Annotated in this window: 15 protein-coding genes; 9 read left to right on the top strand and 6 right to left on the bottom strand. The window is 49.6% G+C overall.

Annotation, left to right across the window (positions count from 1 at the left end; translation table 11 throughout):
* Positions 1 to 142: 142 nt before the first annotated feature.
* The 6 genes from accC to HMPREF3091_RS19695 all read right to left on the bottom strand — a co-directional run bounded on the left by accC (position 143) and on the right by HMPREF3091_RS19695 (position 5519).
* Complete coding sequence (accC, locus tag HMPREF3091_RS19720; protein WP_004097156.1) at positions 143 to 1492, bottom strand: acetyl-CoA carboxylase biotin carboxylase subunit; 1350 nt, start codon at positions 1490 to 1492, stop codon at positions 143 to 145.
* 11 nt (positions 1493 to 1503) lie between these two features.
* Complete coding sequence (accB, locus tag HMPREF3091_RS19715) at positions 1504 to 1953, bottom strand: acetyl-CoA carboxylase biotin carboxyl carrier protein (RefSeq protein ID WP_070718291.1); 450 nt, start codon at positions 1951 to 1953, stop codon at positions 1504 to 1506.
* Positions 1954 to 2045: 92 nt separating this feature from the next.
* Entirely contained in the window at positions 2046 to 2498 is a 453-nt protein-coding gene (gene aroQ / locus HMPREF3091_RS19710; RefSeq protein ID WP_004097160.1) for a type II 3-dehydroquinate dehydratase, read from the bottom strand.
* 242 nt (positions 2499 to 2740) lie between these two features.
* On the bottom strand, positions 2741 to 3340 hold the full coding sequence (gene msrQ / locus HMPREF3091_RS19705; RefSeq protein ID WP_070718290.1) for a protein-methionine-sulfoxide reductase heme-binding subunit MsrQ: 600 nt from the start codon (positions 3338 to 3340) through the stop codon (positions 2741 to 2743).
* Between the two features lie 29 nt (positions 3341 to 3369).
* Positions 3370 to 4371 carry a protein-methionine-sulfoxide reductase catalytic subunit MsrP gene (gene msrP / locus HMPREF3091_RS19700; protein ID WP_070718287.1) on the bottom strand — a complete coding sequence of 334 codons (1002 nt, stop codon included), beginning with the start codon at positions 4369 to 4371 and terminating at the stop codon, positions 3370 to 3372.
* Positions 4372 to 4541: 170 nt separating this feature from the next.
* On the bottom strand, positions 4542 to 5519 hold the full coding sequence (locus HMPREF3091_RS19695; RefSeq protein WP_070718284.1) for an acrylyl-CoA reductase (NADPH): 978 nt from the start codon (positions 5517 to 5519) through the stop codon (positions 4542 to 4544).
* Positions 5520 to 5815: 296 nt separating this feature from the next.
* Here HMPREF3091_RS19695 and csrD point away from each other — a divergent pair, with 296 nt between their 5' ends.
* The 9 genes from csrD (at position 5816) to tldD (ending at position 19175) form a co-directional block, all read left to right on the top strand.
* Entirely contained in the window at positions 5816 to 7717 is a 1902-nt protein-coding gene (gene csrD / locus HMPREF3091_RS19690; protein ID WP_004097165.1) for an RNase E specificity factor CsrD, read from the top strand.
* Between the two features lie 441 nt (positions 7718 to 8158).
* On the top strand, positions 8159 to 9202 hold the full coding sequence (gene mreB, locus HMPREF3091_RS19685; protein WP_004097166.1) for a rod shape-determining protein MreB: 1044 nt from the start codon (positions 8159 to 8161) through the stop codon (positions 9200 to 9202).
* 157 nt (positions 9203 to 9359) lie between these two features.
* Positions 9360 to 10436 (top strand): rod shape-determining protein MreC, encoded by a 1077-nt coding sequence (gene mreC, locus HMPREF3091_RS19680; RefSeq protein WP_004097167.1) that lies wholly within the window; start codon positions 9360 to 9362, stop codon positions 10434 to 10436.
* Positions 10436 to 10924, top strand: coding sequence for a rod shape-determining protein MreD (gene mreD, locus HMPREF3091_RS19675; protein ID WP_004097168.1), 489 nt, complete (start codon positions 10436 to 10438; stop codon positions 10922 to 10924). Before mreC ends, mreD begins: the two co-directional genes overlap by 1 nt.
* 46 nt (positions 10925 to 10970) lie before the next feature.
* The gene (locus tag HMPREF3091_RS19670; protein ID WP_035504371.1) at positions 10971 to 11564 is read left to right on the top strand and encodes a Maf family protein; all 594 of its coding nucleotides are present in this window, start codon (positions 10971 to 10973) and stop codon (positions 11562 to 11564) included.
* Positions 11554 to 13023: a ribonuclease G gene (gene rng / locus HMPREF3091_RS19665; protein WP_070718281.1), complete on the top strand. Its 1470-nt coding sequence runs from the start codon at positions 11554 to 11556 to the stop codon at positions 13021 to 13023. The genes HMPREF3091_RS19670 and rng overlap by 11 nt, the downstream gene beginning before the upstream one ends.
* Before the next feature lie 42 nt (positions 13024 to 13065).
* Positions 13066 to 16869 (top strand): AsmA2 domain-containing protein YhdP, encoded by a 3804-nt coding sequence (gene yhdP, locus HMPREF3091_RS19660; RefSeq protein WP_070718278.1) that lies wholly within the window; start codon positions 13066 to 13068, stop codon positions 16867 to 16869.
* Between the two features lie 4 nt (positions 16870 to 16873).
* The gene (gene nit1 / locus HMPREF3091_RS19655; RefSeq protein ID WP_008815385.1) at positions 16874 to 17722 is read left to right on the top strand and encodes a deaminated glutathione amidase; all 849 of its coding nucleotides are present in this window, start codon (positions 16874 to 16876) and stop codon (positions 17720 to 17722) included.
* A gap of 7 nt (positions 17723 to 17729) precedes the next feature.
* On the top strand, positions 17730 to 19175 hold the full coding sequence (gene tldD, locus HMPREF3091_RS19650; protein ID WP_070718276.1) for a metalloprotease TldD: 1446 nt from the start codon (positions 17730 to 17732) through the stop codon (positions 19173 to 19175).
* Positions 19176 to 19370 lie beyond the last annotated feature (195 nt).

Raw genomic sequence — 19370 nt, 5'->3', positions numbered from 1 at the left:
ATAAGTACAAAATCATAAGGTAGGGGATTTTACGGCAACCGTTCTTTTTATGCAGCGTTATCGTTTCTTCAGACGATTAGGCAACTAAAAAGCAAAAAGGCCGGTTACCCGACCTTTTAAGAGAGACAAAACTCACACGCAGTTATTTTTCCTGCAAGCCGAGTTTTTTCTCCAGATAATGAATGTTGGTACCACCGTGTTGGAAGTTTTCATCATTCATAATCTTTTGTTGCAGCTCAACGTTAGTCTTGATGCCGTCAATGATCAGTTCTGCCAACGCATTTTTCATGCGAGCGATCGCCACGTCACGGTTTTCACCGTAACAGATAAGCTTACCAATCATGGAATCATAGTACGGAGGCACGGTGTAGCCTGCGTAGATATGAGATTCCCAACGAACACCAAAGCCACCCGGCGCGTGGAAACGCGTGATTTTACCCGGGCTTGGCAGGAAGGTATCAGGGTCTTCCGCGTTGATACGGCATTCTACCGCATGGCCACGCACCTGAACTTCATGCTGCTTGATAGACAACGGTTGACCAGCGGCAATACGAAGCTGTTCTTTAATCAGGTCAACGCCGGTGATCATTTCGGTCACTGGATGTTCAACCTGAATACGGGTGTTCATTTCAATGAAATAGAACTCGCCGTTTTCGAACAGGAATTCGAAAGTCCCTGCACCGCGGTAGCCGATATCGACACAGGCTTTGGAGCAACGTTCGCCGATGTAGCGACGTAGCTCAGGCGTAATACCTGGTGCTGGTGCCTCTTCGACAACTTTCTGGTGACGGCGCTGCATGGAGCAGTCACGTTCTGCCAGATAGATTGCGTTGCCTTGACCATCTGCCAGCACCTGAATTTCGATGTGGCGTGGGTTTTCCAGATACTTTTCCATGTAAACCATGTCATTGCTGAAAGCTGCTTTAGCTTCCGCTTTGGTCATGATGATGGACTGTTCCAGATCTTTATCGCCGCGAACAACACGCATACCGCGTCCGCCGCCGCCGCCAGAAGCTTTGATGATGACCGGATAACCGATGCGTTTGGCGATGGCTTTGTTCTTCACCATATCGTCGCCTAGTGGGCCGTCAGAACCCGGTACGCAAGGAACACCCGCTTTTTTCATCGCGCTAATGGCCGAAACTTTATCACCCATCAGGCGAATAGTTTCTGCACGAGGGCCGATAAAGATGAAGCCGGAACGCTCGATTTGCTCAGCAAAATCAGCGTTTTCAGACAAGAAGCCATATCCTGGATGAATCGCTACTGCGCCGGTAATTTCAGCTGCAGAGATGATAGCAGGGATATTCAAATAGCTTTTGACTGATGGTGCAGGGCCGATACAGACAGTTTCGTCTGCCAGCAGCACGTGTTTTAGATCGCGGTCAGCCGTGGAGTGGACTGCAACGGTTTTAATTCCCAGTTCTTTACAAGCACGTAGGATACGTAGCGCAATCTCACCACGGTTGGCGATAACAATTTTATCTAGCATGACTCGCCTCGTTATTCGATGACGACCAGAGGCTCGTCAAATTCAACCGGTTGGCCGTTTTCAACCAGAATGGCTTTCACCACACCGGATTTGTCGGCTTCAATCTGGTTCATCATTTTCATGGCTTCTACGATGCACAGCGGATCGCCTGCATTCACTTTTTGGCCAACTTCAACGAAAGATTTCGCATCTGGGCTTGGAGTACGGTAGAAAGTACCGACCATCGGAGAACGTACAATGTGACCGCTAATCGCTGCCGGAGCTTCTGCTGCCGGTGCTGCCGCTGGAGCCGCTGCTGCTTGTGCAGGTGCTGCCGCGTAGTAAGGCTGCATCATTGGCATGCTGCCAGCTGCTGGGGCACGACTAATGCGTACTGATTCTTCACCTTCAGAAATTTCCAGCTCAGAAATGCCAGATTCTTCAACCAGTTCGATCAGTTTTTTGATTTTACGAATATCCATGTGTGATTCCGTACTCTTTGTTGTTACGTAGAATATAGATGTTCATCCGCCTGAGTCTAAACCATCGGTTCGGATAGGCAGGAATGACATCCTTAGTTAAATTTTTTCAGGCGGTTAACTGCCGCCTGCAGAGCGAATTCGTATCCATCAGCACCCAAACCACAGATGACGCCAACGGCGATATCAGACAGATAGGAATGATGACGGAAAGGCTCGCGAGCGTGCACGTTTGACAGGTGAATCTCGATAAACGGGATCTGAACTGCCAGTAATGCGTCGCGGATCGCTACGCTGGTATGCGTAAATGCCGCTGGGTTGATCAGAATGAAGTCGGTATTGCCACGAGCAGCATGAATGCGATCGATGAGTTCAAATTCGGCATTAGACTGCAAATGACTGAGCGAAACGTTCAGCGCATTGGCGGCCTGTTCTAAGTGGCTGACAATTTCCGGCAATGTGGTGCTACCGTACTTGTCAGGCTCACGGGTTCCCAACAAATTCAGGTTAGGTCCGTTTAAAAGCAAAATGTTGAACTTATCTGCCATTGTGCTGCTATCTCCGGCAATCAGACGATCATCCGTCAAAATAACCCTATGTCACCGACTTGTCACCTTTTCTGTGTCAATTTGTGGCACAGATCGGCGTATAAGGTCGGGCATTATAATGATTTCGTGGCAATTAGCAGCTAAATACTGGTCGAATCAGCGAAGATATTCAACTGCGAACTTCGCCAGTTGGAAACACGTTGTATGAATTTCGGCAGAAAAATACTAATAAGTTCCAACCGTTACCGCCACCATTGGCGAATTTTCTGATAACGGAATGCTAACAAAATAACCGCGCCAATCGCGTAAAAAATAGGCAGTGGTGATAGCGTTTTCACCGACCACAGATAGTGAATGGGGGCGAGAATGGCCACAATATAGACAAAATTATGTAATTTCTGCCAGCTGGAACCCATTTTTCGCATTGCCCATTGCGTCGAGGTTGCTGCTAATGCGAACAAAATCAGCCAACTGATGATACCTAGCGTCAGATAAGGGCGTTTAATCAACTCACTACCGAGTAGTGAGAAGTCTAACCCAAGTTCAAGAATTGTATAGCTGGCTAAGTGAATAGAGGCCCAAACAAAGCACCATACTCCGAGTAAACGACGGCAGCGGATTAACAGCGGTTGTTTGCCATAGCGAGCCAGTGGAGTGATGAGCAAAGTGGCTAACAGCAGTTTTAGCGCCATTCTGCCGGTAAAGTGCTGAATATCTTTGGCGGGATCGGCGCTGAGCAATCCTTGCGTCGCAGCAAATACCAGCCAGAGTAGCGGCAGGCTTACCGCCAGCCAGATCAGCACTTTGAGAATTTTTACCTGCTTAAGTGTGATTCTTTTCATCTTAGAATGATTCTCCGTACGTAATTCCCTTAGAAAAACGTCCTAAGATCCATGCCCTTATAGAGTGACGCCACCTGTTCAGCGTAACCGTTGAACAACAGCGTAGGCTGACGTTTTACGTCCAAAATTCCACCCGAGCCGATAAAACGCTCGCTGGCCTGTGACCAACGAGGGTGATCAACGTGCGGATTAACGTTGGCGTAAAACCCATATTCATCGGGTGCGCTGGTATTCCACGTTGTTGGCGGTTCGTCGTGGGTGAGGCGAATGCTGACAATCGATTTGATTCCCTTAAAACCGTATTTCCATGGCACCGTTAGACGTAGCGGTGCACCATTTTGCGGTGGAAGTTCTTTGCCGTAGACACCTGTGGTGATCAAGGTGAGCGGGTGCATTGCTTCATCTAGACGTAATCCTTCTATATAGGGATATTTCAATCCGCCGCCGATGAAGCGATCTTTTTGCCCAGGCATATTGTCGGGGTCATAGATCGTTTGGAAGGCTACATAGCGAGCTTTGCTGGTAGGTTCTACCATTTTTAGCAGCTTACCAAGCTCAAACCCCACCCAAGGGATCACCATCGACCAAGCCTCAACGCAGCGCATGCGATAGATGCGCTCCTCTAAAGCAAAGTGCTTATAGATATCGTCCATATCGAGCGTTAGTGGTTTGGCGACTTCGCCATCGATACGGATTTTCCAGCCTTCGGTCTTCAGTGTTCCCGCATTGGCGGCAGGATCGGCTTTATCTAATCCAAACTCGTAGTAGTTATTGTAACCGGTAACTTTATTTTCTGGGGTTAGCGCCAGCTTGGCTTGATATTGCGCCGGTTGGCTAAACTGGAGTGGTTTTCCCGCTGGCGCGGCGGGACGATCGTGGCCTTTAAACCACGATAGCAAGTCGGCCTGTGCGGCATGGGGAAGGGCTAATGATGCAGCGGTAATGCCTAAGGCTTTTAACACACTGCGGCGTTGGTGAAATACGCTTTCTGGCGTGACTTCTGCTTCGGTGAATTTCGGGAATTTGGCCATGATCGATGCCCTCGTTTTTCTTAATTATTGTCGCTCTTGAAAAACATGATGGCAGGATTTGCGCGTAATGGATGAGTATCACGAAATTGTTATAAATGAGGGCAGACTTCCACTCCCCCTTATTCGCGGGAGTGGAAGTAATACAGAAATTAGCCAAGAATTCCTGTGGTTCAGCGTACCTTGACTAAGGTTCGGCCAGTGACTTTGTTATCCATCAGTGCGGCTGCGGTTTCAGCCGCGTTTTCTAAGGTGACTTCCGTGGAGGCTTGCTGATAGAAACTTTCTGGCAGTAAATCAGCTAAACGCAGCCACGCTTCAGTGCGGCGCTCATGAGGGGTCATCACGGAATCCACGCCTTGCAGGCGCACGTTGCGTAGGATGAATGGCATGACGGTGGTCGGTAGCTGATAGCCACCGGCTAAACCACAGGCTGCAACCGTGCTGTTGTAGTCCATCTGAGCCAGCACTTTTGCCAATACTTTGTCGCCAACGGTATCAATAGCTCCAGCCCAGATCTGTTTCTCTAATGGACGGCTGTCTGCGGTGAAGTCGCTGCGGGGCAGAACGCGTTCGGCGCCGAGTGATTTTAGGTACTCTTCATTACTTTCGCGGCCACTGACGGCAACAACGCGATAGCCTAGTCGACTCAGCAGTGCGACAGCGGTACTACCTACACCGCCGCTGGCACCGGTGACCAGAATTTCTCCACTGTCTGGCGTAACTCCGCCGTCTTCTAAAGCCATGACACACAGCATCGCAGTAAAGCCTGCAGTACCAATAATCATAGCTTTACGCGCATCTAGACCATGCGGCGGCGCAACTAACCATTCACTGCTGACACGAGCCTGTTCGGATAGGCCGCCCCAATGATTTTCCCCCACACCCCAGCCAGTGAGAATAACGGATTGGCCAACGTGAAAACGGGGATCCTCGCTGTGGTGTACAGTGCCTGCGAAATCGATGCCGGGAACCATCGGAAAATTGCGTATAATTTTTCCTTTGCCAGTGATTGCGAGGGCATCTTTATAGTTCAGGCTAGACCACTGGACATCAACGAGAACATCTCCGGCAGGGAGATCGTCAGTTTTCAGAGTCTGAATATTGGCAATGGTTTTGCCATCAAGTTGTTCAAGCACTAAAGCTTTCATGCGGGATCCTCGTTGAGGTCGTGAGATTGCCGAGCGAACCGTCGGGAAGTGATAAATCGTGAAAAATTATAAATCGGTAAAAAATAACTACCGAACTAATTGTTGATAGAAATCGTCTCAGATTAATCAGTAATTCGCTATGCTAGTAGTAGATTAATCAGTGTGTGAATAATTTGAAAAGTTGTCTTTGATATAGAGCAATGAAGCTCTTAGGATGTCTGCATTGTGTAAAGGAAAAGCGCTTGGGTGCCATATTTCTTGGCTAAGTTACATTATATAGGTGGGTACTGACAGGGATGCGTATCACAACCAAGTTATTTGCGTTTATTACTGTTTTAGTCGCATTAGCCATGCTGCTGATGTTGCTAGGCAGTACATACAGTTTTTTCAATCAGAGCCACAATCACGCTGAGCGCCAATTGAATGCACTCGCGACCACGATTGATCAGCTTCTCCTCACTGAGCCGCGCGATAACGTTAAAAAATGGCTGCCGGTGGTGATGCGATCCTCCGGAGTGAGTGAAATCATTGTCCATAATGACTCCCATCAGGTTTATCAACTTAAATTGCCCAATACATATAACGTATGGGACACCCTGACGAATCAGCGCTATGTCGAAGCCACGTTAATGCATCATCCGGGCTATAGCCTAAAAATGGTGTATATCGACCCCACTGCCAGCTATACCCGCTCACTGGAGACAATGTTCCCCGTTACGATCTCTATATGTTTAATGATTGTGGTGTTGCTTTTTAGCTATCGCTGGCTGCGTGAGCAAACCCTTGGGTTGGAAAAGCTTGAGCGTAGAGCGCGTAAAATTCTTGCCGGTGAACGAGAGAATGCGGTTCGCGGCGATGTACACGAGTTTCCTCCTAATGCGAGCAGTGCGATTGACCGATTACTCTCCGATCTTGCTGATGCTAGAGAAGAACGTGGACGCGTTGATACGCTGATCCGCGCATTTGCAGCCCAGGATTCTCGAACCGGTCTGAATAATCGCCTCTTTTTTGATAACCAACTCACGACACAGCTTGAAGATGAAGGGGCCCATGGCGTTGTGATGGTTATCCGTGTGCCTGATTGGGAATCGCTGGCAGGTTTACACGGAAAGCGGGAGCGAGAAGAATTCCGTTATTCGCTGGTGAATATGCTATCGACGTCGGTTATGCGTTATCCATCGGGGTTATTAGCTCGTTATTTTCAAAATAATTTTGCCGTATTACTTCCTCATCGTTCATTAAAAGAAGCGGAAGGATTTGCAGCGCAGCTCATTAACTCTATTAGCGCAATACCGCCGGCCAACGGAATTGATATCGAAGAAGTACTGCATATTGGCATTAGCCTGTACCACTATGGACAAAGTACGGAACAGGTCATGGATCAGGCGGAGCAGGCAGCGCGTAATGCTGCATTACAGGGGAGTAATGGATGGTTCGTGGATGATAATCCCGTTCCTGAGGTGGTTCGTGGTAGCGTCAAATGGCGCACTTTATTAGAACAAACGCTGGCACGAGGCGGCCCAACGCTTTTGCACAAAGAGGCCATCGACGTCAAAGGTGATGTGCATCATCACGATATCCTGCCTTATATTTACGACGGTGGTCAGGCGTTACCCAGCGCCGAATATTATCCGCTAGTTCAACAGCTTGGTATGGCTGAAAGTTACGACCGCCAGATGCTGCTTCAGATTATTCCGTTATTGCGTCATTTTTCTGCAGAGAAACTGGCCTTTCCGGTTAGTATTGACTCATTATTGCAGCGCAGTTTTCAACGTTGGTTGCGCGATACTCTGCTTCAGAATGAAAAAGCGCTCCGTCAGCGCATTTTCTTTGAATTAGCTGAAGCAGATGTGAGCCAGCATATAGACCGCTTGCGCCCAGTTGTTAGACTGCTGCAAGGACTCGGATGTCATATTGTTATTTCTCAAGCGGGCTTAAAAGTGGTTAGCACTTCTTATATTAAGCAATTGCAGGTGACGTTGGTAAAACTTCATCCCGGTTTGGTTCGCAATATTCACAAGCGCGTAGAAAATCAGCTGTTTGTTCAGAGTCTGACAGGTGCCTGTGAGGGAACTTCGGCGCAAGTTTTTGCCGCAGGTGTTCGCACCAAAGAGGAATGGCTGGTGCTAAAAGAGAAGGGAATTGCCGGCGGTCAGGGCGATTTCTTTGCAAAACCGAGACCGGTTAGCCGTGTGTAAAAAAAATATTCGCATAGGCAATAAATTGGCCTTTTTGTCGCGTGAAATTCACGTAGAATAGCGCGCGACCAAGTCATTCATAGTTGGTAGGTGCTAACGTTTGTTTATCGCCTGCCGATTGATACAAAGGACCGTGCGCAGTATTCAACGCATTTACGTTAATGGATCTGCTGAGCAGTATATTGTCTGTCGGTCAGTTTTAAAGCTTATGTGTGCTGTGTTTTACCGTTAAACGAATTACCGGCGTGGTGTTTCTGTGGCTGTTGAAGGTGAGATTGTGCTGTTGTTTCTCTGACCTGCGAGCCTAATTCGTTGAATCTCAAACATGGTGTAAATTTTCACCGAAGTAGGACGTTTTTGCGCCTTGTCGCTGCTTCGTGTGGTTGGTAAAGTAGGCGGATTTTATTTTTCGCCCCCAGCTTTCAGGATTATCCTTCAGTTATGTTTAAGAAATTCCGTGGCATGTTTTCAAATGACTTGTCCATCGACTTGGGTACAGCCAATACCCTGATTTATGTGAAAGGACAAGGCATTGTATTGAACGAACCGTCCGTAGTGGCGATTCGTCAGGACCGCGCAGGCTCCCCGAAAAGTGTTGCTGCGGTAGGGCATGAAGCTAAGCAGATGCTGGGTCGTACACCGGGCAATATTGCTGCAATTCGTCCAATGAAAGACGGCGTTATTGCCGATTTCTTCGTGACTGAAAAGATGCTTCAGTACTTTATCAAACAGGTGCATAGCAATAGCTTCATGCGTCCAAGCCCACGCGTTCTCGTGTGTGTGCCGGTTGGTGCCACTCAGGTTGAACGTCGTGCGATCCGTGAGTCTGCTCAGGGTGCTGGCGCACGTGAAGTCTTTCTGATTGAAGAACCGATGGCTGCGGCAATTGGTGCTGGCCTGCCTGTGTCTGAAGCAACTGGCTCAATGGTTGTGGATATTGGTGGTGGTACTACCGAAGTTGCCGTTATCTCCCTGAACGGTGTGGTTTACTCCTCTTCTGTTCGTATTGGTGGTGACCGCTTTGATGAAGCCATCATTAATTATGTGCGTCGTAACTACGGCTCACTGATTGGTGAAGCAACCGCTGAACGTATCAAACACGGTATCGGTTCTGCTTATCCGGGTGATGAAGTTCATGAGATTGAAGTTCGTGGCCGTAATTTAGCTGAAGGTGTTCCTCGCGGATTCACGCTGAACTCCAACGAAATCCTCGAAGCGTTGCAAGAGCCTCTGACGGGTATCGTGAGCGCGGTGATGGTAGCTCTGGAACAGTGTCCACCAGAGTTGGCTTCTGACATCTCTGAACGCGGGATGGTTCTGACCGGCGGTGGTGCACTGCTGCGTAATCTGGATCGTCTGCTGATGGAAGAAACCGGTATTCCAGTTGTTGTTGCCGAAGACCCGTTGACCTGTGTGGCGCGTGGTGGTGGTAAAGCGTTGGAAATGATCGATATGCATGGCGGTGATTTGTTCAGCGAAGAATAATCAGCCAGTAGGCAGAGGCTTAGCTTCTGCTTGCCGGTGATGCCACGTGTCTGCCACCGGATTGGGATCCCCAAGCCGGTGGTTGTGCATCGTGGAATCGCTAATACCGCTCGGGAAAATTTGCCTGTTTCCCTGCTGTCGAGGATAACGCAATTTTATGAAGCCGATTTTCAGCAGAGGTCCTTCTCTGCAACTCCGACTTTTTCTGGCCGTGGTTGTTGCTATAGGATTAGTAGTTGCAGATAGCCGTTTTGGCACTTTTCTGCACATCCGTAGCTACCTCGATACCGCCGTCAGTCCATTTTATTATCTGTCAAACGGACCCCGTCAGATTCTGGACAATGTATCCAATACGTTGGCCACTCGCGAACAATTGGAACTGGAAAACAGGGCATTACGCCAAGAACTCCTATTAAAAAATAGCGATACCCTGTTACTCGGCCAGTTTAAACAAGAGAATGCTCGCCTGCGCGAATTATTAGGCTCACCGCTACGTCAGGATGAGCACAAGATGGTGACTCAGGTTATTTCAACGTTGCCCGATCCTTATAGCGATCAGGTGGTGATTGACAAGGGCAGTAACAGCGGTGTTTATTTTGGTCAGCCTATAATTAGCGATAAAGGCGTGGTTGGTCAGGTTGTTGCGGTTGGTAAGATGACCAGCCGCGTGCTGCTTATCTGTAATGCATCGCATGCCTTACCTATTCAGGTCTTACGCAACGATATCCGAGTGTTGGCTGCGGGCAATGGTTGCACCGACGATCTCCAGCTTGAACATCTACCGGCCAATACTGACATTCGTGTCGGCGATGTGCTTGTGACATCAGGATTAGGTGGGCGCTTCCCAGAAGGCTATCCGGTTGCGGTTGTCTCTTCGGTTAAAGTTGATAACCAGCGTGCGTATACCGTAATCAAAGCGCGCCCAACCGCAGGACTCCAGCGCTTACGCTACCTGTTGCTGCTGTGGGGAGCCGATCGCAACGGCACGATGCCGCTGCCGCCAGATGAAGTGCATCGGGTTGCCAATGAGCGTCTGATGCAAATGATGCCACAGGTATTGCCAACGCCGTCAGAGATGGGGCCACAGCAACCTGCTCCAGCCGCAGGGATCACGCCTCCAGGCACCACTGCCGTTGCACCAACGACGCCAGCAGCACCTGCAAATAACAGCGCTGCACCAGCGGTATCGCCATCCGCAACGTCGCTTCCTGCTCGTACGCAAGGGGGCCGTTAATGTCGGGATATCGTAGCCAAGGTCGCTGGGTTATCTGGCTATTCTTTTTGCTGGCCTTTGTTTTGCAGATCATGCCGTGGCCGGATGAGCTGATGATGTTCCGGCCTAATTGGTTAGCGCTGTTTCTGATTTATTGGGTTATGGCGTTGCCACACCGCGTGAATGTGGGCACAGGGTTTGTGCTGGGGCTAATCTGGGATTTGATCTTAGGTTCAACGCTTGGTATTCGGGCATTGGCGTTTAGCCTGCTGGCCTATTTAGTCGCCTTCAAGTTTCAGCTATTCCGCAATATGGCGCTATGGCAACAGGCTCTGATGGTGGTCTTACTGACTGCGGCGATGGACATTGTTGTTTTCTGGGGGGAATTTGTTATTGCAAATGCCTCTTTCCGTCCAGAGGTGTTCTGGAGTAGTGTGGTTAACGGTGTACTTTGGCCGTGGCTATTTCTGCTGATGCGTAAGGTACGCCGTCGTTTTGCGGTTCAATGATTTACCTCTGGGTAAAGATCATTCATTTATATAAAGAGAATTATCAATGGACTCTATCTATCTGGGATCTGGATCGCCGCGCCGTCGTGAATTATTAGCGTTAATGGATATTCCATTTGAACGACTGATTATTGATGTGGAAGAGCAGCGTCAGCCAGAAGAGGCTCCGTTGGAATATGTATGTCGTCTGGCACAGGATAAAGCACGTGCCGGCGTTCAAGCTGCGCCTGAAGATAAACCGGTATTGGGTGCTGATACGATTGTTGTCCTTGATAGACAAGTATTGGAGAAGCCGCGTAATAGCGAGCATGCAGCGCAGATGCTGCGCCAACTGTCGGGGCGAACCCATCAGGTCATTACGGCGGTTTCACTGGCCGATCGCCAACATCAGTTATATTGTCATGTGATTACCGACGTGACATTTCGGGCTCTCAGCGAACAGGATATTCACGACTATATCGCCAGCGGCGAACCCATGGATAAAGCGGGTGCATACGGAATACAAGGAAAAGGTGGCTGCTTCGTGAGATCCATTTCCGGTAGTTATCATGCTGTGATGGGACTACCGTTAGTGGAAACACAGGAGCTACTTGAACAGTTTATGGCGTTACGGGACGTGAGGAGAGACCATGACAGCTGAATTGCTAGTTAACGTTACACCTTCAGAGACACGGGTCGCCTACATTGACGGGGGGATCCTGCAAGAAATCCACATCGAACGCGAATCTAAACGCGGTATCGTTGGCAATATTTACAAAGGGCGTGTCAGCCGTGTACTTCCAGGTATGCAGGCCGCATTTGTCGATATTGGATTAGATAAAGCAGCCTTCCTACATGCCTCGGACATCATGCCGCATACTGAATGCGTAGCGGGTGATGAACAAAAGAATTTCCATGTCCGCGATATCGCTGAGCTGGTTCGTCAGGGACAAGACCTGATGGTTCAGGTGGTAAAAGATCCTTTGGGTACGAAAGGTGCTCGTCTGACAACGGATATCACGCTACCTTCTCGCTATTTAGTTTTTATGCCGGGAGCCAGCCATGTCGGCGTATCTCAGCGTATTGAGGGGGAAGCGGAGCGTAATCGATTGAAATCGATCGTTTCTGAATACTGTGATGAGCAGGGCGGTTTTATTATCCGCACTGCGGCTGAAGGTATTGATGACGAAGAATTGGCACAAGATGCCGCATTTTTAAAGCGTTTGTGGACCAAAGTGATGGAACGCAAACGCCGTAATAAAACCAAATGTAAGCTGTATGGTGAATTGGCGTTGGCGCACCGCGTATTGCGCGATTTTGCTGGCGCTGCTTTGGATCGCATTCGTGTGGATTCTCGTCTTAATTTTGATTCACTTACCGAATTCACTCGCGAATATATTCCAGAAATGACGTCTAAGCTGGAACTCTATGCCGGTAAGCAGCCGATCTTCGATCTTTATGATGTTGAGAATGAGATCCAGCGTTCGCTCGATCGTCGTGTCGAATTAAAATCGGGTGGCTATCTGATTATCGATCAGACCGAAGCGATGACAACGGTAGATATCAATACCGGTGCCTTTGTGGGGCATCGTAATCTGGATGAAACCATCTTTAATACGAATGTAGAGGCGACGCAGGCTATCGCGCGTCAGTTACGCTTGCGGAATTTAGGTGGCATAATCATTATTGATTTCATCGATATGAGCAGCGAGGATCATCGCCGTCGCGTTTTACATTCGTTAGAACAAGCGCTCAGTAAAGATCGTGCAAAAACCAGCATAAATGGATTTTCCCAGCTAGGATTAGTGGAAATGACGCGTAAAAGAACGCGTGAGAGTATTGAGCACGTACTGTGCAGCGACTGCCCAACTTGCCGTGGACGCGGAACGGTGAAAACGGTCGAAACGGTGTGCTATGAAATTTTGCGTGAAATCGTGCGTGTTCATCATGCTTATGACAGTGCCCGCTTCCTTGTTTATGCATCACCCGCCGTTGGCGAAGCGCTGAAAAGCGAAGAATCTCATTCTTTGGCTGAGGTAGAGATTTTTGTCGGTAAACAGGTCAAAGTACAGATTGAGCCGCTCTACAACCAAGAACAATTCGACGTGGTTATGATGTGATTTGCACGCTCAACTTACGATAATGATTTCAAGGAGAAGAGCGTGAGGCGATTGTCTGGATACTTACTGGCGACACTGGTGACATTGACTGTGCTGGTGGCGCTGATAGTGAGTGGTCTGCGCTTGGCGTTGCCTCATCTTGAGCGTTTTCGTCCACAAATCGTTGAAAAAATTGAGCAGTACTCTGGTGTACCGATGAAGATCGGTACGCTAGATGCCAGTTGGCAATCATTTGGTCCAACGCTGGATGTGCGCGACATTTCACTGGTACAGCCTAAAGGTAATATTAGAATTCAGCGCGTGACCGTGGCGCTGGATGTGTGGCAGTCTTTACTGCACTGGCGCTGGCAGTTCCGCGATCTAACGTTTTATCATTTAAACGCTAACAGCAATGAGCCTTTCAGCCGCTCTTCATCGGGTACCGATGGGGTTGAAAGTGACACCCTCACCAATATTTTCCTCTATCAGTTTGACCATTTTATCCTGCGCGATAGCAAGATTACGTTTCCTAGCCCGTCTGGCACACGCATTCAACTTAATATCCCTAATCTGACATGGTTAAACACCGCCACGCGCCATCGTGCTGAAGGACAGGTGATGTTCTCGACGCAGGAAGGCCAGCATGGCAATTTGCAGGTTCGAATGGATTTGCATGATAAAAATGGCTTGCTGAGCGATGGTCAGGTCTATTTACAGGCCGATGAGATTGAGATGAAGCCATGGTTGAGTCGTTGGGTGAACCGTAACACGGGTCTGCATAGCGCGAAGTTCAGCCTTGCATCGTGGCTCACGGTGGCCGACGGCGAAATTCAAGGTGGGCATCTGGTTCTCAAGCAAGGTGAGGCCAATTGGAGCACGGCGGATAAACAGCACGATCTCACGGTAGATAACCTTAATTTGCAAGTCGGGCGAGTGGCTGGCGGCTGGACCTTTGATATTCCTCAGTTGAACCTCGCTACCGATGGCGTTGCATGGCCTAAAGGCTCACTAAGTGCGATGTATCGTCCTGAGAACACCCGCTTTATTGGTCCCGATCAGCCAGAAGAACTGCGTCTGCGGGCGACAGATTTGCAGCTAGAGCGCATCGGGCCTATTTTACCGACGTTGGCATTCTTGACGCCGGATGCTATTGGCCACTGGGATGACATTCAGCCAAAGGGCCATGTTTCCTATGCAGGGGTAGATATTCCCCTACAGCAGCCTGAACGTTCACGGTTTATTGGTGCGTGGCAGGGTGTGAGTTGGCAGCCATGGAAATTATTGCCGGGAGTGGATCACTTCGACGGTAGTGTTTCCGGCAGCGCGATGAATGCGGGGCTGAAATTCTCCTTGAAAGACAGCATATTGCCTTATGGCAATATGTTCCGTGCACCGTTGGAAGTCAGTCACGCGAGTGGCTATGCCTCCTTTACTAATAACGACAAGGGATGGTCGCTTTCAGGTGACAATCTTGATGTTCAAGCCAAGTCTTTATGGGCGACAGGCGAATTTAAATATCAGCACCCTAAAGAGGGGCAGCCGTGGCTGGGTATCTTGTCTGGGATTCGGCTGTATGACGCCACCCAGGCATGGCGCTATTTCCCTGAGCCGCTGATGGGCACGCACTTGGTAGACTATCTGACTGGCGCATTAGAAGGCGGCAAAGTCGATAATGCGACCTTGGTGTATTCAGGTAACCCACATTATTTCCCGTATCAGCATAATGAAGGCCAGTTCCAAGTGTACGTGCCGTTGCGCGATGCGACGTTCCGCTTCCAGCCTGGTTGGGCCCCGCTGAACAATCTGGCCATTGACTTAAACTTCCTCAACGATGGGCTGTGGATGGACGCACCGCATACCAAGCTGGGCGATGTTGATGGCACGGATATCACTGCGGTTATCCCGGTTTACCACAATAAAAAGCTCTTGGTTGATGCTAAGGTCGCCGGTTCAGGTAAGGCGGTGCATGAATACTTTAAAGAGTCACCGTTGGCGAATTCTGTGGGCGCGGCGTTAGATGAGCTGGAAGTCGATGGAAGTGTCAGTGGGCGCTTACATCTCGATATTCCCTTGGACGGCAAAGCCACTCGCGCTTCGGGGGATGTCACGTTCAAAAATAACGCTTTGCTGATTAAACCACTCGCCAGCACCTTTACCCAGCTAAACGGCTCATTGCACTTCGACAATGGCAATTTAACCAGCAGCCCAATGAATGCGTCGTGGTTTGGTCAGCCAGTGAATTTCACTTTCTCAACGGCGGAAGGTGAACAGGACTTCGGTGTTAATGTTGAGCTAAATGCGGATTGGCAGCCTGCCAAACTGCCATGGATGCCGACGGCATTGGCGAAAGACGTCAGTGGCTCTGCGCCTTGGAACAGTAACGTTGCGATCAAACTGCCGCACAAAGGCCATCCATCGTATGACGTTCAGGTCAATGCAGATCTAAAAAATGTAAGCAGTCACTTACCTTCTCCGCTAGATAAAGCGCGGGGAGAGGCATTACCTCTCGTGGTTAATGCCAAAGGCGATCTTAATGGTTTCATGCTTTCGGGAAGCTTGGGGCCAAAGAATCATTTTAACAGCCAGCTTATTCTGCAAAAACACGGTGTGAAACTGGCGCGAGCGGCATGGAGTGATAACAGTCGCAAGGTTCCAGCGCTGCCAGAAAATGAATCGTTGACGTTAAATCTACCTGCGCTGGATGGCGAAGAGTGGCTGGCGGCACTGGCGCCTGCACTGGGCGATAAATCGAAAGCCTCGGGCTCCAGTTTTAGCTATCCACAAGTGGTTAATTTGAGTACGCCGCAGTTAATTCTGGCTGGGCAAACATGGCATCAGCTAACCGTTTCGGCTTCTAAGTTGGCGAACGGTACCCATATTAGTGCCAAAGGGCGTGAAATTACCGGCGAGGCCGATCTCGATAACAATAACGTACTGCGCGCGAATTTAGCGTATCTGTATTATAACCCGCAGTGGAGCACGGCGACGCCAGCGGCTAGCGATGTTATGGCGGCTCCACCCTCCGTTAAGAGGGTCTCTTTCAGCCAATGGCCAAGCATGATACTTCGCTGTCAGGACTGCTGGATGATGGGGCAGCGGTTGCGTCAGGTTAATGCCGATTTGGCACCTCGTGGCGACCAGTTGGTATTAAGCAACGGGTTGATAAATACGGGTAATACTCAACTGACGTTGACTGGCACTTGGAACCAAAGCGGCGAGAAAGATCATACTGTACTCAAAGGCCGGCTGAAGGGCGCTAACGTGACCAACAGCAGTGACTACTTTGGTTTCGCTTCTCCGCTGAAAAATTCACCTTTCGATGTCCATTTCGACGTGAATTGGATTGGTGAGCCGTGGAGGCCACAGGTGAATTCGCTTAATGGCACGCTAAGCAGTAAGCTGGGTAAAGGTGAGATTGATAACGCGGGCGGTGGCCGAGCAGGACAGTTGCTACGTTTAGTGAGTTTTGATGCATTGCTGCGTAAGCTAAAACTTGATTTTAGCGATACGTTTGGTCAGGGGTTCTACTATGACAGCATTCGCGGCAATGGTAAGTTTAAGAATGGTATTTTATCCACGAATGATTTGCTGATAGACGGCTTAGCCGCTGATATCGCGATGGATGGTTCAGTGAACTTCGTCACGCGCCGTATCGATATGCAGGCTGTTGTTGCGCCTGAGATTTCCGCGACTGTAGGCGTCGCTACCGCATTTGTTATTAATCCCGTGGTGGGGGCTGCGGTGTTTGCCGCATCGAAAGTGCTTGCGCCATTGTGGAATAAAATATCGCTCATACGCTACAACATTACAGGTAGTTTAGATCACCCAACTATTAATGAAGTGTTACGCCAGCCAAAGGAGAAATAGCACGATGAGGAATGCAAATATTGCTTTATTGCAACTGTGCAGCGGAGATAACATCCGGTCGAATCTGGCGCAAATAGAACAGCAACTCAAACAGTTAAATAGCAATATCAAGCTGGTCATGACGCCAGAAAATGCGCTGTTGTTTGCTGATTCGAAAGCATACCATCAACAGGCGGAACAGGAAGGCACTGGGCCGTTGCAGGATGCAATCCGTGATATGGCGCGCCGCTACGGCGTATGGATTCTGGTCGGCTCAATGCCGCTCGTCAGTCGTGAAGACAGCAAACAAATCACCGCGAGCAGTCTGTTGTTTGACGATCAAGGCGAGCTGAAAGCGCGTTATGACAAGCTACATATGTTTGATGTTGATATCAAAGATACTCACGGTCATTATCGCGAGTCTGATACCTATCAGCACGGCCAGCACCTTACCGTCGTGGATACACCGGTAGGCAAATTGGGCATGACAATTTGCTATGACCTGCGTTTCCCTGGCTTATTCCAAGCGCTGCGTGATAAAGGTGCAGAAATTATTTCCGTTCCGGCTGCGTTCACCCGCGTGACCGGAGAGTCTCACTGGGAGATTTTGCTGCGCGCACGCGCTATCGAAACCCAGTGCTATATTTTGGCTCCGGCTCAGGTTGGTCGTCATGGCGCAACTCGCCGTACATGGGGGCACACCATGGCGGTTGATGGCTGGGGCAATGTGATTGAACAAAATGCCGATTTGGTTATGCCGATTAAGGTGAAGGTGAATACTCACTCACTTGAGAATATCCGCACCCAGATGCCGGTCGCCCAACACAACCGATTCCAGCCGAAGCTGGTTAATCCTTTGGATAAACAAGAGTAAAAACGCTATGAGTCTGACGTTCGTCAGTGAGCAGTTATTGGCTGCTAACAAACTGAGTCATCAAGATCTGTTTTCAGTATTGGGCACACTGGCTGAGCGTCAGCTTGATTACGCTGACCTCTATTTTCAGTCCAGTTACCACGAATCTTGGGTGATTGAAGACCGTATAATTAAAGACGGTTCTTACAACATCGATCAAGGCGTTGGTGTGCGCGCTATCAGCGGCGAGAAAACCGGTTTTGCCTATGCGGATCAGATTACCCTTAACGCGCTCAATCAAAGCGCTCAGGCCGCTCGTAGCATTGTGCGTGAACAAGGCAATGGCAAAGTCCAAACCTTGGGTAACATCCCTCATAGTTTACTGTATCCGGCCATTGATCCGCTGCAAAGCCTGCCGCGTGAAGAGAAAATTGCGCTGTTACATCGCGTGGACAACGTTGCTCGTGCTGAAGATCCGCGAGTGCAGGAAGTTTCTGCCAGCATTACTGGCGTGTATGAACTGATTTTGGTGGCTGCGACCGATGGCACGCTGGCGGCAGATGTTCGTCCTCTTGTTCGTCTTTCGGTAAGCGTGTTGGTAGAAGAAGATGGGCGTCGTGAGCGCGGTTCTAGCGGCGGTGGCGGTCGTTCCGGTTACGAATATTTCCTTGAACTGGTCGATGGCGACGTTCGCGCTGATGCGTTTGCTAAAGAAGCGGTGCGCATGGCGTTAGTGAATTTATCGGCGGTTGCAGCTCCTGCGGGCTCGATGCCGGTCGTTCTGGGGGCTGGTTGGCCAGGCGTGCTGTTGCACGAAGCGGTAGGGCATGGTTTAGAAGGTGACTTCAACCGTCGTGGCACGTCAGTATTCAGCGGTCAGATGGGGCAGTTAGTTGCTTCTGAGCTGTGTACCGTTGTTGATGACGGCACTATCAGTGGTCGCCGTGGTTCTCTGGCTATCGACGATGAAGGCGTGCCGGGGCAGTACAACGTATTGATTGAAAACGGCATTCTGAAAGGCTTTATGCAGGACAAAATGAATGCCCGCCTGATGGGGCTTGCTCCAACGGGAAATGGTCGTCGTGAATCTTACGCACATCTGCCAATGCCACGTATGACCAACACATACATGCTGGCAGGGAAATCTACCCCACAGGATATTATTTCCAGCGTCGAGTATGGCCTGTATGCGCCAAACTTCGCGGGCGGTCAAGTGGATATCACTTCTGGCAAATTTGTGTTTTCTACATCAGAGGCTTATCTGATCGAGAATGGCAAAATCACTAAACCGGTGAAAGGCGCTACGCTGATTGGTTCTGGTATTGAAGCAATGCAGCAAATCTCTATGGTCGGCAACGATCTGGCGCTGGATAAAGGCGTTGGCGTGTGCGGTAAAGAGGGGCAAAGCGTACCGGTCGGTGTAGGACAACCAACCCTGAAGTTAGATTCGATGACGGTAGGTGGGACGGCGTAACTCCCGTTTCTGAGATGCCATCTTCGCTCCATTTTGGTATCGGTCATCTAGCCCCGCCTCAAACTCCGCCGGTACATCCCTGTTCCGGCGATTCTTCCTACGAATACTTAAACTAAAAACCAAAAAACGTTTTGATTTTGTCCTTTGGTTTTGACGTTGATCTTTTCCGGCACATTACCGGACAGCCGAGTGAAT

Origin of the sequence: Hafnia sp. HMSC23F03 (assembly GCF_001816025.1) — a bacterium.
GTDB lineage: Bacteria > Pseudomonadota > Gammaproteobacteria > Enterobacterales > Enterobacteriaceae > Hafnia > Hafnia paralvei.
The sequence above is the reverse complement of the archived record's forward strand: the minus strand, read 5'-3'. Positions and strand labels throughout refer to the sequence as shown.